The sequence below is a fragment of the Psychromonas marina genome, from assembly GCF_030161115.1.
GTDB classification, from domain to species: Bacteria; Pseudomonadota; Gammaproteobacteria; order Enterobacterales; family Psychromonadaceae; genus Psychromonas; species Psychromonas marina.
On sequence record NZ_BSPQ01000010.1, the window covers coordinates 161,331 to 174,149 of the forward strand.

General features: G+C 40.0%; 11 protein-coding genes. 7 read left to right on the forward strand and 4 right to left on the reverse strand.

Annotation, left to right across the window (positions count from 1 at the left end; translation table 11 throughout):
* Together QQK09_RS11525 and QQK09_RS11530 are read right to left on the reverse strand one after the other, a co-directional pair.
* Positions 1 to 948 carry a DUF58 domain-containing protein gene (locus QQK09_RS11525; protein ID WP_284204293.1) on the reverse strand — a complete coding sequence of 316 codons (948 nt, stop codon included), beginning with the start codon at positions 946 to 948 and terminating at the stop codon, positions 1 to 3.
* Positions 949 to 954: 6 nt separating this feature from the next.
* Positions 955 to 1,935, reverse strand: coding sequence for an AAA family ATPase (locus QQK09_RS11530; protein WP_284204294.1), 981 nt, complete (start codon positions 1,933 to 1,935; stop codon positions 955 to 957).
* A 194-nt stretch (positions 1,936 to 2,129) separates the two neighbouring features.
* On the opposite strand from QQK09_RS11530, the gene QQK09_RS11535 reads away from it, so the two are divergent.
* From QQK09_RS11535 to QQK09_RS11550, 4 genes are all read left to right on the forward strand, one after another.
* The gene (locus QQK09_RS11535; protein ID WP_284204295.1) at positions 2,130 to 3,701 is read left to right on the forward strand and encodes an arylsulfatase; all 1,572 of its coding nucleotides are present in this window, start codon (positions 2,130 to 2,132) and stop codon (positions 3,699 to 3,701) included.
* Positions 3,702 to 3,953: 252 nt separating this feature from the next.
* Positions 3,954 to 5,048, forward strand: a complete 1,095-nt coding sequence (locus QQK09_RS11540) for an OmpP1/FadL family transporter (RefSeq protein ID WP_284204296.1) — start codon at positions 3,954 to 3,956, stop codon at positions 5,046 to 5,048.
* Between the two features lie 20 nt (positions 5,049 to 5,068).
* On the forward strand, positions 5,069 to 5,566 hold the full coding sequence (locus QQK09_RS11545) for a magnesium transporter (protein ID WP_284204297.1): 498 nt from the start codon (positions 5,069 to 5,071) through the stop codon (positions 5,564 to 5,566).
* Positions 5,563 to 6,594 carry an HlyD family secretion protein gene (locus QQK09_RS11550; RefSeq protein ID WP_284204298.1) on the forward strand — a complete coding sequence of 344 codons (1,032 nt, stop codon included), beginning with the start codon at positions 5,563 to 5,565 and terminating at the stop codon, positions 6,592 to 6,594. Before QQK09_RS11545 ends, QQK09_RS11550 begins: the two co-directional genes overlap by 4 nt.
* A gap of 111 nt (positions 6,595 to 6,705) precedes the next feature.
* Here QQK09_RS11550 and QQK09_RS11555 read toward each other — a convergent pair whose 3' ends face one another.
* Positions 6,706 to 7,575, reverse strand: a complete 870-nt coding sequence (locus tag QQK09_RS11555; protein WP_284204299.1) for an SMP-30/gluconolactonase/LRE family protein — start codon at positions 7,573 to 7,575, stop codon at positions 6,706 to 6,708.
* A gap of 396 nt (positions 7,576 to 7,971) precedes the next feature.
* On the opposite strand from QQK09_RS11555, the gene QQK09_RS11560 reads away from it, so the two are divergent.
* Positions 7,972 to 8,583 carry a MarC family protein gene (locus tag QQK09_RS11560; protein WP_284204300.1) on the forward strand — a complete coding sequence of 204 codons (612 nt, stop codon included), beginning with the start codon at positions 7,972 to 7,974 and terminating at the stop codon, positions 8,581 to 8,583.
* 79 nt (positions 8,584 to 8,662) lie between these two features.
* Here QQK09_RS11560 and QQK09_RS11565 read toward each other — a convergent pair whose 3' ends face one another.
* Positions 8,663 to 9,529 carry a LysR substrate-binding domain-containing protein gene (locus QQK09_RS11565; RefSeq protein WP_284204301.1) on the reverse strand — a complete coding sequence of 289 codons (867 nt, stop codon included), beginning with the start codon at positions 9,527 to 9,529 and terminating at the stop codon, positions 8,663 to 8,665.
* 191 nt (positions 9,530 to 9,720) lie between these two features.
* Here QQK09_RS11565 and QQK09_RS11570 point away from each other — a divergent pair, with 191 nt between their 5' ends.
* Positions 9,721 to 11,121 (forward strand): MATE family efflux transporter, encoded by a 1,401-nt coding sequence (locus QQK09_RS11570; RefSeq protein WP_284204302.1) that lies wholly within the window; start codon positions 9,721 to 9,723, stop codon positions 11,119 to 11,121.
* A 199-nt stretch (positions 11,122 to 11,320) separates the two neighbouring features.
* Positions 11,321 to 12,664 carry an MATE family efflux transporter gene (locus QQK09_RS11575; protein WP_284204303.1) on the forward strand — a complete coding sequence of 448 codons (1,344 nt, stop codon included), beginning with the start codon at positions 11,321 to 11,323 and terminating at the stop codon, positions 12,662 to 12,664.
* Positions 12,665 to 12,819 lie beyond the last annotated feature (155 nt).

Here is a 12,819-nt window from a genome sequence, read left to right on the forward strand (position 1 = left end):
TTAAGCTCCAATTGCGCGTTTGAGTTGGCTTAAGTGATGGCCGTCTGTGCTTAATTCAACAAGCGGTAAATTGTTGCGTGCCATTAAATGATTTAGCTTCATTGCATTATCTGCTGCCGTAGCAGAGAGGTGCTGATTGACTTGAGAAATTTGTTGTTGTCGATCTAGGCTAAATTGAAAATCACCATCTCCCATAACCCAAGTTCCCTGTTTGGGAATGAGATGTTCCATCGGATCTGAAATACGTATCGCTAATAGATCATTGCTGCGCTGAATGTTTTTTAATTTGCTAATGTCATCTTCATTTAGGGTTAAAAAATCACTTAATATAATGATGGTTGATTGACGTAAATCGCGTTTGGCTAAGGTCATTAAGCTATCTGAGAAAGTGATATGATCCTGTGATGCTACGTTCAATGATTGATTACTTTGACTGAGCGTTTTTAATAGATGCAAGGCGTGCTGCTGTCCTCGCATCGGTTCTGACCATGCCAGCTCTGTTGTGTTTTTTATTAATAAACCAATACGATCGCCTTCACGTAATACACGCCATGAGATTAATGCCGCGACTTCTGCTGCAACGACTGATTTCATGGTATCGATGGATGAAAAGAACATATTAGCGCCTTGATCAACCAGTATTATCACATTGCGATCTTTCTCTTCGCTATACAAACGTACATGGGGTTGCCCTGTTCTAAGGGTAACTTTCCAATCTAAATTACGGATATCGTCGCCCATTTGATAATGCTTTAACTCTTCGAAATTTAAGCCTCTGCCACGAAACTGTGAATGATGGCGACCTGACATTAAGCTTTTCGCTTGCCACTTGGGTAACAGTCGAAATGAATGGCTCAATGCTTGGAGTTTGACTAAATGGCGATAATCGACGTGTAATCGTGCATCAAGTGGTGACGGTTTCTGGGCGTTGAATGTTAGTCTGCTCATTACCTGCTACCCAATGAGTACATTATCTAAAAGTGTGTTGACCACCTCTTTACCATCGATATCATCAGCAAGCGCGTCATAACTTAAGGTTATACGATGAGATAAAACCGAGTGAGCAATGCTTCTCACATCGTCGGGTAAAACATGATCTCGACCTGATAACCATGCATGTGCACGTGCGCATTTATCGAGTGCGATCGTCGCGCGAGGACTCGAACCGGTTTTTATCCAGCTCGCTAAAGGGGAGTCTGGGTAGCGTTTTGGCTGACGAGTTGCCATCACCAATGCCACCATATATCTTTCAACGACTGCGGAAACGGCAATGTCACTTACCTGTTTACGTGCCGTTAAAAACAATTTTGGATCAATTTTTAGTTGTGTCATTTGCTCAACAACAAGCGCTGATTTTTCTTCAGTTCGGACTAAACGAATAATATCCAATTCAGCATCATCGTCTGGGTAATCAACATTTACTTTCATCATGAAGCGATCCATTTGCGCTTCAGGTAAAGGGTAGGTACCTTCTTGTTCAACGGGATTCTGAGTCGCTAATACCATAAAAATCTCATCGAGCTGATGGCTAGTATCTCCTACCGTAACAGTACTCTCAGCCATTGCCTCTAATAGTGCCGCTTGTACCTTTGCTGGCGCACGATTGATTTCATCCGCTAAAACAAGGTTATTAAACAGTGGCCCTTGCTGAAAGGTTAATAGTGGTGTGCCGTTATTATCTTGATATTGAATGGTACCGGTTATATCTGAAGGCAGTAGATCCGGAGTGAATTGTACGCGTCCAAAAGAAGCACTCATGGTATCAGCAAGTGATTTTACAGAGCGTGTTTTAGCTGTGCCAGGTAACCCTTCTAATAATACGTGCCCTTTGGTGAGCAAACCAATGACTAATGCTTTAATGACATGAGGTTGCCCAATCACAGATTTTTCAACTTGCTTGATTAATGCATTGATGCTGTCTAACGTCTTATTCATTTATTTCTCCGGAGTATAGATTTAGCCATATTTTGATTGGTCTTTACACTCAGGTATCTTAAACTATTTTACTAATAACTATGTATAGCCAAAGGTTATACCCGCTATTCGGTGAATAATTTTTCCTACTCCATATAATCTAAACGTCTAAGAAATCAATTCTTAATTTTGTAAAAAAATATATCGGAGTACGTATGGCACAATCATTTAGTTTTAATAAAGTGGCGTTATGTTCAGGTTTGGTCGCAGCCTCAACGGTTGCAAACGCAGCAGAGAAACCTAATATCCTTGCGATTTGGGGCGATGATGTTGGTATTTTTAATATCAGCGCATACAACAATGGCATGATGGGCTATCACACACCTAACATCGACCGTATTGCTAACGAAGGGGCGTTATTTACGGACCATTATGGTCAGCAATCATGTACAGCAGGTCGTGCGGCATTCTTAACTGGCCAAGAACCATTTCGTACAGGCCTATTAACAATCGGTATGCCTGGCTCTGATGCGGGTATTCCCGATTGGACACCCACTATTGCTGATCTGTTAAAAGAGCAAGGTTATATGACCGCGCAGTTTGGTAAAAACCACATGGGTGATCAAGATAAACATCTTCCTACTGCACACGGTTTTGATGAATTCTTCGGTAACCTTTACCACTTAAACGCGGAAGAGGAGCCGGAGACATACTACTACCCGAAAGATGCTGAATTCGCTAAAAAATATGGCCCTCGTGGTGTGATTAAATCAACTGCTGATGGCAAGATTGAAGATACGGGTCCAATGACGCGTAAGCGTATGGAAAATGCCGATGAAGAGTTCTTAGAAGAGTCGCTCGCCTTTATGGAGAAAGCGGTTAATGCTAAAAAACCTTTCTTTATCTGGCATAACACGACACGTATGCATGTTTGGACACGTTTACAAGAGAAGTACCAAGGCATTTCAGGCATCTCTATCTATGCGGATGGCATGATGGAACATGATGACCACATTGGTATTTTATTAGATAAAATCGATTCATTAGGTATTACTGATAATACGATTGTTATCTACTCTACCGATAACGGTGCAGAAACGGTGTCATGGCCTGATGGTGGTGCAACTTTCTTCCACGGTGAAAAAGGAACAACCTTTGAAGGTGGGATGCGTGTTCCTCAATTAGTTCGTTGGCCTGGTGTGATTGACCCTGGTACTAAAATTAACGACATAATGTCACATAAAGATTGGTTACCAACATTATTGGCGGCTGCAGGTGATGATAACGTTGTTGAAAAATTAAAGTCAGAAAAGGGCGCTAACTATAATGGTAAAAACTGGCGTGTGCATATGGATGGCTACAACTTCCTGCCTTACTTTGAAGGTAAAGAGGAGCAGGGACCACGTGACGGTATGCTTTATTTCTCAGCAAATGCTGAATTAAACGCGGTACGTACTGGCGACTTTAAAGTGTCGTTTGCAACAATGGAAGGTAATATTACCGATGCGGTTCGTTTCCAATCGAACTGGCCACAAGTCGTTCATTTACGTGCAGACCCATTCGAAAAAGCACCGCATGAGTCCGCTATGTACCTACGCTGGATGGCCGATAACATGTGGTTATTTGTTCCAGTCGGTAATCAAGTAGAAGAGTTTATTGGCACATTAGCAGATTACCCTCGTCAAGAGAGTCAAGTATTGAACCCTGGTAACTTCAATCAAAATACTTATATGCTTCAAGGTAAATTACAGCAGCTTGAACAAGTTCGCCAAAAAGTAATCAAGTAATTACGTCATAGCGAGGATATTGTGAACCCTGCAATATCCTCGTTAAAATTACAATTGTCGTACTCCCCTTGTTATGCCTGATTTCCCCTTAGTTTTTGATAACCAACTATTGCCTATACCATACTATTTAGTCGTTAGTGATGGAGTATATAGCAGCGTGATAACAGACACTGGGGTGTTAACGGTACACCGTTTTAACGCAGGGAATAATAAAAGTAACGCATCAAAAATGATCATAAAAGTAGGTTAAAAATGTTTAATAAAATCACCACGCCTGTTTCTGTTTCCTTATTAATACTGACCAGTGCTAGCTATGCTGGTGGACTCAGTTTATCTCAAATTGGCACAACGCAAAGTACCGCTACTGCGGGTGTCAGTAACGTGACCAATAATCGTGATGCTTCGGCTGTTGTTGCCAACGCAGCTGGTCTATCGGGCATCGAAGATTCAAGTTTTATGTTTGGGTTACAGTACTTAGATATTAACAGTGATTTTGAAGGAGATAATCGAGGTGCGACAAATAGCAGCGAAGGGCTGGTTATACCGCATATCTCTTATGCGAAACGTTTTAATGAGCAATGGGTCGGTGGTGTTGCACTGCACTCACCTGGTGGTTTAGGGCTGGAATATGATAATGGTATTGCAGGCTTGGGGCGTATTGAGTCAAGTACCATCACTACTTTAAACATCAGTGCATCTGCTTCTTATCAAGTAAATGATCGCTTCGCCTTGGGTGGTTCTGTGATTGCACAATATGGCGGATTACAAACTCAATTAGCGAGGGGGCAAGAAGTAGATATAGATGACTGGAGTCCCTCTTTTTCCCTGTCTTCACTGTATCAAATCAATGAAAGTACTCACATCGGCGCAGTTTACAACTATGGGGTGCAATATGACTTAGATACCTCTGTAGGCAACAAGGAATTAAGCCGCGAAATTAATTGGCCGCAAAGTGTAGAGCTAGGTGTTCAACATCAAATATCAAACAACTTAAATGTAATGGTCAATGCAAACTGGCAACAGTGGAGTCAATTTGCTAAGGGTTATGATGATACCTATGGCGCTGGTATTGCGTTTAGCTATCAGCTTAATAGTTGGAGGTTACACTCTGGTTTTAGTGCAGATAGCAGTCCGCTAAGTGCAGAAAACCGTGGTCATGCATTACCACTCGATGCGCAATGGCGCTTGGGCTTAGGAGCAGAGAAAAAACTTGAGAATGAGATGACTCTTGGCTTGGCTTATCAGTACCAATCATTGGGTGATGGTGAAATAACCGATATGGGGTTGTTAAACGGTAAGTACAACAATAACCGTATCCACTTTATTACCGCGTCATTAAGCTTTTAGTTAATCAATAGGGGTCAGTTATGACTGAGTTAATAGTTGAAGAGGTTGCTCAATTAGCACCTCCAAAAACATTTAGGAAGAAGATCGCAAGCGGATTGCTGAAAACAGTTAAGCTATCTATTTATTTGGCTGTTTTTATTGGTTTCTCAGTGTTGATTTCAACATTAGCAACAATTCATGGCAAGCAGATCCCTGCAGAATATTTTGTGGATGGGTATCCAACCATTTTAGGGCTACTTGACTCTGAAATTTTTATGGGCGTTATTTTTGTGATCACGTTGTCGATATTTGCTTACTTGCTTTGGTTGCTCTGGGAGTTACATGAAGTTGCCGTGCACAAAGCAAAGGCGATCTCTAGTCAGCAAATACAGCTGGTTTTTGCTCTGTCGTTATGTGGTTTATTTATCCATAAAGCGTGGTGGGTGGTAGCCGTTATTATTGCCTTTACACGCTGGGATTTACTTGCACAAAAGGTTTCTGAGATTATTGCTAATGGTCGCAGAGGAGATAAACAATGAAGGAGATAATGTTACCTTATGTTTTTATCATCTGGATTTTAGTTAAAACAGGTGTTATTCAATGGACATTACGCAATGCGGTTATTTATGTCGGGTTTGGTCTTTTTCTTTGCGCGATGTTATTTACAGCACATCGTTTTTGGTCTCCAGCGGATTTAACCGATAGCTCAACCGTTAAAGCTCCCCATGCGGTGTTAAGCCCATTATTCGGTGAGCAAGTTGAATCGGTACATGTTGTCCATAACCAAGTGGTTAAAAAAGGCGATTTAATTTATCAGCTCGTCTCTATTGATGGTAATGAAAAAATTGAAGCATTAATGGCACAGGTTGATGCGAAACAAGCGACCATCGCATCATTAAATGTAACCATCAAAAATGACTATAAAAATCTGAATCGATTAACGAAATTAAATGATTATGCAAGCGAATCTAGTCGCGATGATCTACTTGCAAAAATCGAAAGCGCAGAAGCGAATATCATCGTCAATAATGCTGATATTAATAAATTGAAAGCAGATATTAATGCAGCAAAGTGGGATAACGATCGTAAAACGGTACGTGCCCCATTTGATGGCCAGATGTCTATCACGACATTAGCTGATGGCAGTCGTTTAGGTAATTTGCACATTTACGATACCAGTAAAAAGTTCTTAGAGATGCGTATTCCTGATCAAGCCTATAGTTACATTAAAATAGGGCAGTTTGCTGAGTTTTATGTGGATGCTTTCCCTGGAGAGATATTTCGAGGGCGTGTACACAGTTTGACTGCGGGCACTGGGGAAGCGATGGTAACTAATCGGGCTTCAGATCAGCAAGTAAGGCAACATGTTGGCAATAATGCCGGCTCGCATGGTCGTACTGTGATTATCGAGTTTGTGGAGCCTGAAGGTTACAATGTACCGATTGGCGCAACTGGTTCTGCTTGGATATCCGCTGAAAAGCCACTGCCTATTTTAGGGTTTATGGACATTATTGGCGGTGCGACCGTGCGCTTAAAAGCCTTAAAATCCTACTTTAGTGCTTTATAAATTTAACGCTTATTAACCGAATAGTAATCAAACACTAACTTATAGCCGTATAAGTTAGTGTTTATTTCAATGACAGTGTATGTGGTAGTGATTCATTAATGAATACTAGGTTTATCCCTTAAAATTAGGTTTAACCATGCCTGCCACTTTTGTACGCATGGTAAATAATGCGCCAGATAAAGGACGTGCTTCAACTTCACTTTCACTCATATTTTCACGTGTCGTGGTGATATAAAGGGTTTTCATATCTTCGCCGCCGAAGCAAACCATTGTTGGACAGCGAACAGGCAGTTGATGCTCTTCTAACACTTCTCCCGTTGGGCTAATACGTGCGATACGGTGACCGTCAAACAGTGCAGTCCAATAACAACCTTCCACATCAACTGCTGCACCATCGGGGCGACCATGGCCAAGTGGGAATCGTTTGAAAACTTCCCGTAAACCTAACCCGCCATCTTCAAGCATTGGTGTTCTGTACATCACATAATTTGGTGTGTCACAGGTATACATCCATTGTTTATCTGGGCTAAATGCCAGCCCATTTGCACCAAGAATATCACTTTGGATAACCTTAGGAGTTAGATCTGTATCGACACGTACGAGTAGTGCGCCATTAAATGGTTTTCGTGTCCAATAAGTGCCTGCATAAAATCGCCCATCTTGGTCGACGCCGCCATCATTAAAGCGGGCTAGTAAAGGGTTGTTCGGGTTGTCACATACTTGAGACTGTATAGCACCATGTTCATCGGCTAAGAAAATACCGGTGCGCATTGCTAAAATAAAGCCACCTTTTTCTCTTAGTGCAAAACAGCCTACTTCTTCGTTAAAAGAAAGCACGGTATGATTTTTTGATTCAGGGCAGAAGCGATGTATCTGTTGTTCAAGAATGTCTGTCCACAGCAAAGTATTAGTTGCTGCATCCCAGGTTGGGCACTCTGGTAGTTGTCCAATATAGTTAAATAGAACGTCAGGCAGATTCATAATGTGAAACCTTAATTTTTATGGTGATTGATAGATATTACTCGAATACTATTCGTGCTCTCGATTTGCTGTGTTTCGACAAGGAAAGACACTTATCGCATTGTTTATATTTGTAATTATTCCCCACATAATAGCAATTATGTAAAAAACCAAAAGACTATTATTGGCGGATCTATTGTGTATATTGATACAAATCTATTTAATTTGGCATTGAGCATCGTTAATGAGAGATAAAGTCTAATTTACTTATACAGGAGTGGTTACTTGATACCCAAAGGTATTCGATCAAGATATTAACGAGGTGACTAACTGAGGAATAAATTGCACTTTGTTGATAACAAATTACAATGCCGAATACGGATAACAACACTTATTTATTGTATAAGGAATATACAGGTGGAAACTACATTTCCGATATTTTCAACGGCCGTTTTACTGTTTTTCATTTTAGATCCCTTTGGCAATGTTCCTTTGCTACTTAGTATTTTAAAAAATATAGATAAGAAGAAGCATTCAAAAATAATCATCCGTGAGATGCTCATCGGATTGCTTATTTTAGTGGTTTTTATGTTTTTTGGAGAGGAGTTCCTAAGTCTATTCCATCTTGAAACACAATCAATCACCATTGCTGGTGGTATCATATTTTTCGTTATTTCATTAAAAATGATATTTCCAGACCCGAATGGCAGCGATATGTTTGCTACCAAAAAAGGTGATGAACCCTTAGTCGTGCCGATTGCAATGCCAATGATTGCAGGCCCAGCTGCGTTAGCGACGCTATTGGTTTTAGCGAAAACCAATGCAGATCACACCGGTGGTTTGTTTATCTCATTGTTATTGGCGTGGGGACTTGCCTCACTGGTTTTGCTTTTCTCTCCTAACCTTTACAAACTTCTGAAAGTGAAGGGGTTGACAGCATTAGAACGGTTAATGGGAATGTTACTGCTTATTATGTCGGTGCAGATGTTTATTGACGGTATTCGTGATCTGTTACCTACCTTTTCTTAGTTTCAATTAAGCTCATAAGGGTAGGAGCGTTAAATAAAGCATTATCTATTGGGTTTGAAACAGGATCGATAAGACTTCATTAGTTTAAATGCTCTGCGAGATAATCGATTAATAAGCGAATCTTGGGTGAAAGGTATCTATTTTGAGGATATACCGCCCAAATAGCAGATTCTGGCTCTCTAAATTGTTCGAGTATGGGTATTAATTGCCCTGATTTAATATAGGGTTGCAAATAATAATCAGACAGTTGCACGATGCCGATATCTTTCAAAGCGGCATCGACCAAACCAGTACCACTATTGCAGCGAATGCTCCCCGTAACCTTAATGCTGCGGGTCTTTCCCTGTTCAACAAAACGCCAAGCATCATGCGTTCCTAATAAACAATTATGATTTTTTAAATCTGATATCAACGCTACTTGGCCATGTTTTTGTAAATAGCTCGCTGATGCACAAACATAGGTAGCACGTTGAGTCAGTTTTCTCGCTATTAAGCTAGAGTCTTGTAGTTGCCCCATCCGTATTGCCATATCAAAGCCTCCCTCGATCAGATCAATGCGATGACTGGTTAACTCTGTCACAACTTCAATATCTTTGTATAGCGCCACAAAGTCATTCACTAAAGGTAATATTTTTTGCTCCCCATAAGACATTGGAGCGGTAAGTTTTATTTTTCCCTGTGGGTGGCTTTGAAGATTGGTTATCGCTTGTTCAGCGCTGTCCAAGTCATCTAAAAGGTGACGACAATGTTGATAAAATAGTTGTGCTTCTTGGGTTAGTGATACTTTACGGGTAGTGCGATAAAACAATTTTATTTGTAAACGCTTTTCAAGGGCTGTTATTTGACGACTAACTTGAGCTGTTGATATTTTTAGGTTTTTAGCGGCTAAAGAGAAGCTTTGCTTTTCCGCTACCGCCACAAATTCATTAATACCTTGCCACTTCATTGTTACCACCTGGTAAAAGTAATTTTCATTTTAGCTATATTATCATTCTATTTGAAATAAATATAATGGTCACTGAAAAGTGAATGTCATAGCAACTGTGTTTTTAGTTCTTATTGTTAATTAGGAACAATTAATATTTATAAACAAACGCAGAAAATGAAATATAGCGCTGGTAAATAACAAGGATGAAAATGAAAGCAGCAGTAGATTTACATAAAGAACCGATTAAAGCACTTATTTTCAAAATGACTGCACCAATGATGTTATCTGGTTTCGTTACTACCTCCTATGGCTTCGTGGATATGATTTTTGCTTCACGATTAGGCAGCGTAGAGGTAGCAGCAATCGCGTTTGTCGCGCCCCTGTTTATGATGCTACAGGCATTAAGTATGGGCATGATCAGGGGAGGTGTCAGCATTGCCGCAACGCTGCTTGGTCAAAAGGAGAATGAAGAAGCTTCAGCTTATGCAACTCAGCTAAGATTTATTATTTTGCTGTTATCTATTCTTTTTTCTATTCCGGGGTTCTTTTTATTACCTACAATTTTGAGTTCGGTGGGGCTCTCAGATGAGTTATATGAGCAATCGGTCATCTACTCAAGAATTCTATTTCTCTCCATCCCATTAAGGTTGATGTTTCAACTCTATATTAGTTTCTTTAAGTCACAAGGAAAAATGAAGATCATATCAGCTGTCTCCATTTTTGGTATTTTTTGTAACGCGATCATGAATGCGATATTTATTTACCTGTTTGATTTCGAAATTGATGGACTCGCCTATGCGACGTTATTGACAGCTGCGATTCAAATATCGATCGTTTATTACTTTTATAAAAAAGAGCAGCATGAATTTGAACCGAATTGGCGCACTCCTGCCAGATTTTCTAAAGTTAAAATTTGGAAAAGGTTATTAACCGTGGGGTTGCCGTTGTCTTTATCACAGGCAAGTTCACAATTTGGGTTTGTTGTGCTTAATATTTTTATTGTTCAATATGGTCATCAAGCCGTTGCTGCGTTTGCCATTGGCAATCGTATTCATTCATTGTTATTTAGTCCTGCCAAAGAGATCGGTAGCGGCTTAATCCCCTTGATTGCTCAAAACTGGGGAAGAGGTTCAATTGAGAGAGTCAGAGAGACCATTAAATTAGGGATTATCTATTCAGTGGTATTTGGCTTTGCTGCTGCCCTTATCATTCAGGTTATAAAATACCCGATTGCAAAATTTCTTACTGAAGATGATCCGGTTACTTACCAAAATGTGATTAATTATGTCAGTTTGGTTGGTTGGACGGTGATCGCTTGGTCTATATTCCACACTTTACAGGGCATTTTTAATAGTTTTCAGAAAACGCTTTTCTCACTGGCAATTGATGTCGTTCGTCTCTGGGGGCTTCGCATCCCAGGAATACTGCTTTTCTACCAATTTCTTCCTTCAGTTGAGGAGTACGGGATTTGGTATACCATGTTTTTCTCAAATACCATCACCGCGTTGTTTGCGATTGTTTATTTCGTGATGATTATTCCCCCTATGTTAAAGAAAGAGGTGGCAATGACCCAAGCTGTGCCTGAAGGAGACAAAAAAATATTAGCATAAATTTAATCCGTTATTTTGCCGTTCATTAATGATTTACTTGCGTCTATGACATAGTAAATTATTGAATATAAAAACATTGCCGTTAATTTCCCAGTTTGTGAATAAAGCCAACGTTAATGTTACAACCTTTACACACACGCCTATAAGCCATGTTATCAAAAAGCTAAAATGGCTCAAATATGAGACTCAGAGATAAAATATGACTGCAACAGCCCCCACAACAAAAAAAGTATTCGGTCTAGCATGGCCAATAGCGATGAATGCCATTTTATTACAACTCATTCTTGTTATTGATACGGTATTAATTACCCCTTTAGGCGAAGAATCACTTGCTGCGATGGGGGTTTCTGCAAGCATAGCCGGCATCATATTAGGATTGTTATTTGCTTTTTCTAACGGAACACAACTTGTTATCGCGCAAGCTTTTGGCGCAAAAAATAATGGTCTGGTCAGTAGAGGCTTTCGTTCAGGGCGTTTTATTAATGCGACCATTACCATTATTGGTATTGTATTGATTTTTACCGTCGGGAAACAGCTCATTGAGTTGATCACCGATAGTGATGAAATTGCTGCGATGGCTTACGATTACTTAAGGGTCTTTTCATTCGTTACCATCGGTGTGGCAATATCTCAAAACATTACCGTCTATTTTAATGCCACAGGTAATAGCCGTATTCCATTTTATGCTAACATCATTGAAATTCCTGTTAATGTATTAGTCAGCTTTATCTTTATTTACGGTTATCTAGGTATGCCGGAACTCGGGTTAACGGGAGCTGCATTAGGTTCGACCATTGCCGTTTTATGCCGCACTTTATTTCTCATTGTTTTTTATTCAAAACAACAACAAAACGTGGTGGAGGATGGCGCTTCCAAGGAAGCTAAGTTGACCAAAGAAGATGTGTTATACCACCTAAAATATGCCACTCCTATCGCAGGTACCTTTGTTAGTGCGGTATTAGTGGGTAGTATCTGTATGATGATTTATGCAAAACTGGGTGTTTATCAATTTGCTGCATTAACGCTTATTGCACCATGGGTAAAAGTCTGCGGTCAACTTTCAACATCATGGGCTCAAGCGACGAGCATTCTTGTTGGTCAGTTACTCGGTAATAAATCATGGGGCTTAGTTGACGGCTTTGTTAAAACAACCTGGAGAATCTCTTTTTTCATCGGTATTGCCATCGCATTCGCTTATGTTTGCATGTTTTATCTATTTAGACTCATTTATCCAGAGTTACAACAAGAAACGGTTGATACACTTTGGCAATTCGTGCCAATTTTATTTGTTGTTGCTTTTATAAGAACCTCTAATACTTTCTGCGGTAATGTACTGCGTGCTGGTGGCGATGCGAAACACGTTTTTAAAATACATGCCTACACGCAATGGTTTGTAATTTTGCCACTCTCTGTGTTATTTGTTTTATATTGGGAGCTCAGTGCAGTGTGGGTATTTGCACTGTCGTTATTAGAAGAAACGATTAAAAGTATTCCCTTCCATATACGCATGTTAGGCGGGAAATGGAAAAAGAGTTTGGTTTGATTATCTCAATCCGATGAGTATTTACAAAGCCTTTAATATGAACATATTTTAAGGTTCATATTAAAGGGTAAGTCTTTAGCACTGAACATGTTAAAGACTTACTTAAGTTACCGATAGAGTTCAGCAGCGTTGTTGTGGGTTACGGTTCTGTACTC

What these genes read in the sequence shown, in the direction of transcription:
- QQK09_RS11565 (WP_284204301.1), bottom strand. Translation starts at nt 9,529, where the DNA reads ATGAAGTGGCAAGGTATTAATGAATTTGTGGCGGTAGCGGAAAAGCAA.
- QQK09_RS11540 (WP_284204296.1), top strand. Translation starts at nt 3,954, where the DNA reads ATGTTTAATAAAATCACCACGCCTGTTTCTGTTTCCTTATTAATACTG.
- QQK09_RS11570 (WP_284204302.1), top strand. Translation starts at nt 9,721, where the DNA reads ATGAAAGCAGCAGTAGATTTACATAAAGAACCGATTAAAGCACTTATT.
- QQK09_RS11535 (WP_284204295.1), top strand. Translation starts at nt 2,130, where the DNA reads ATGGCACAATCATTTAGTTTTAATAAAGTGGCGTTATGTTCAGGTTTG.
- QQK09_RS11575 (WP_284204303.1), top strand. Translation starts at nt 11,321, where the DNA reads ATGACTGCAACAGCCCCCACAACAAAAAAAGTATTCGGTCTAGCATGG.
- QQK09_RS11550 (WP_284204298.1), top strand. Translation starts at nt 5,563, where the DNA reads ATGAAGGAGATAATGTTACCTTATGTTTTTATCATCTGGATTTTAGTT.
- QQK09_RS11545 (WP_284204297.1), top strand. Translation starts at nt 5,069, where the DNA reads ATGACTGAGTTAATAGTTGAAGAGGTTGCTCAATTAGCACCTCCAAAA.
- QQK09_RS11525 (WP_284204293.1), bottom strand. Translation starts at nt 948, where the DNA reads ATGAGCAGACTAACATTCAACGCCCAGAAACCGTCACCACTTGATGCA.
- QQK09_RS11530 (WP_284204294.1), bottom strand. Translation starts at nt 1,935, where the DNA reads ATGAATAAGACGTTAGACAGCATCAATGCATTAATCAAGCAAGTTGAA.
- QQK09_RS11555 (WP_284204299.1), bottom strand. Translation starts at nt 7,575, where the DNA reads ATGAATCTGCCTGACGTTCTATTTAACTATATTGGACAACTACCAGAG.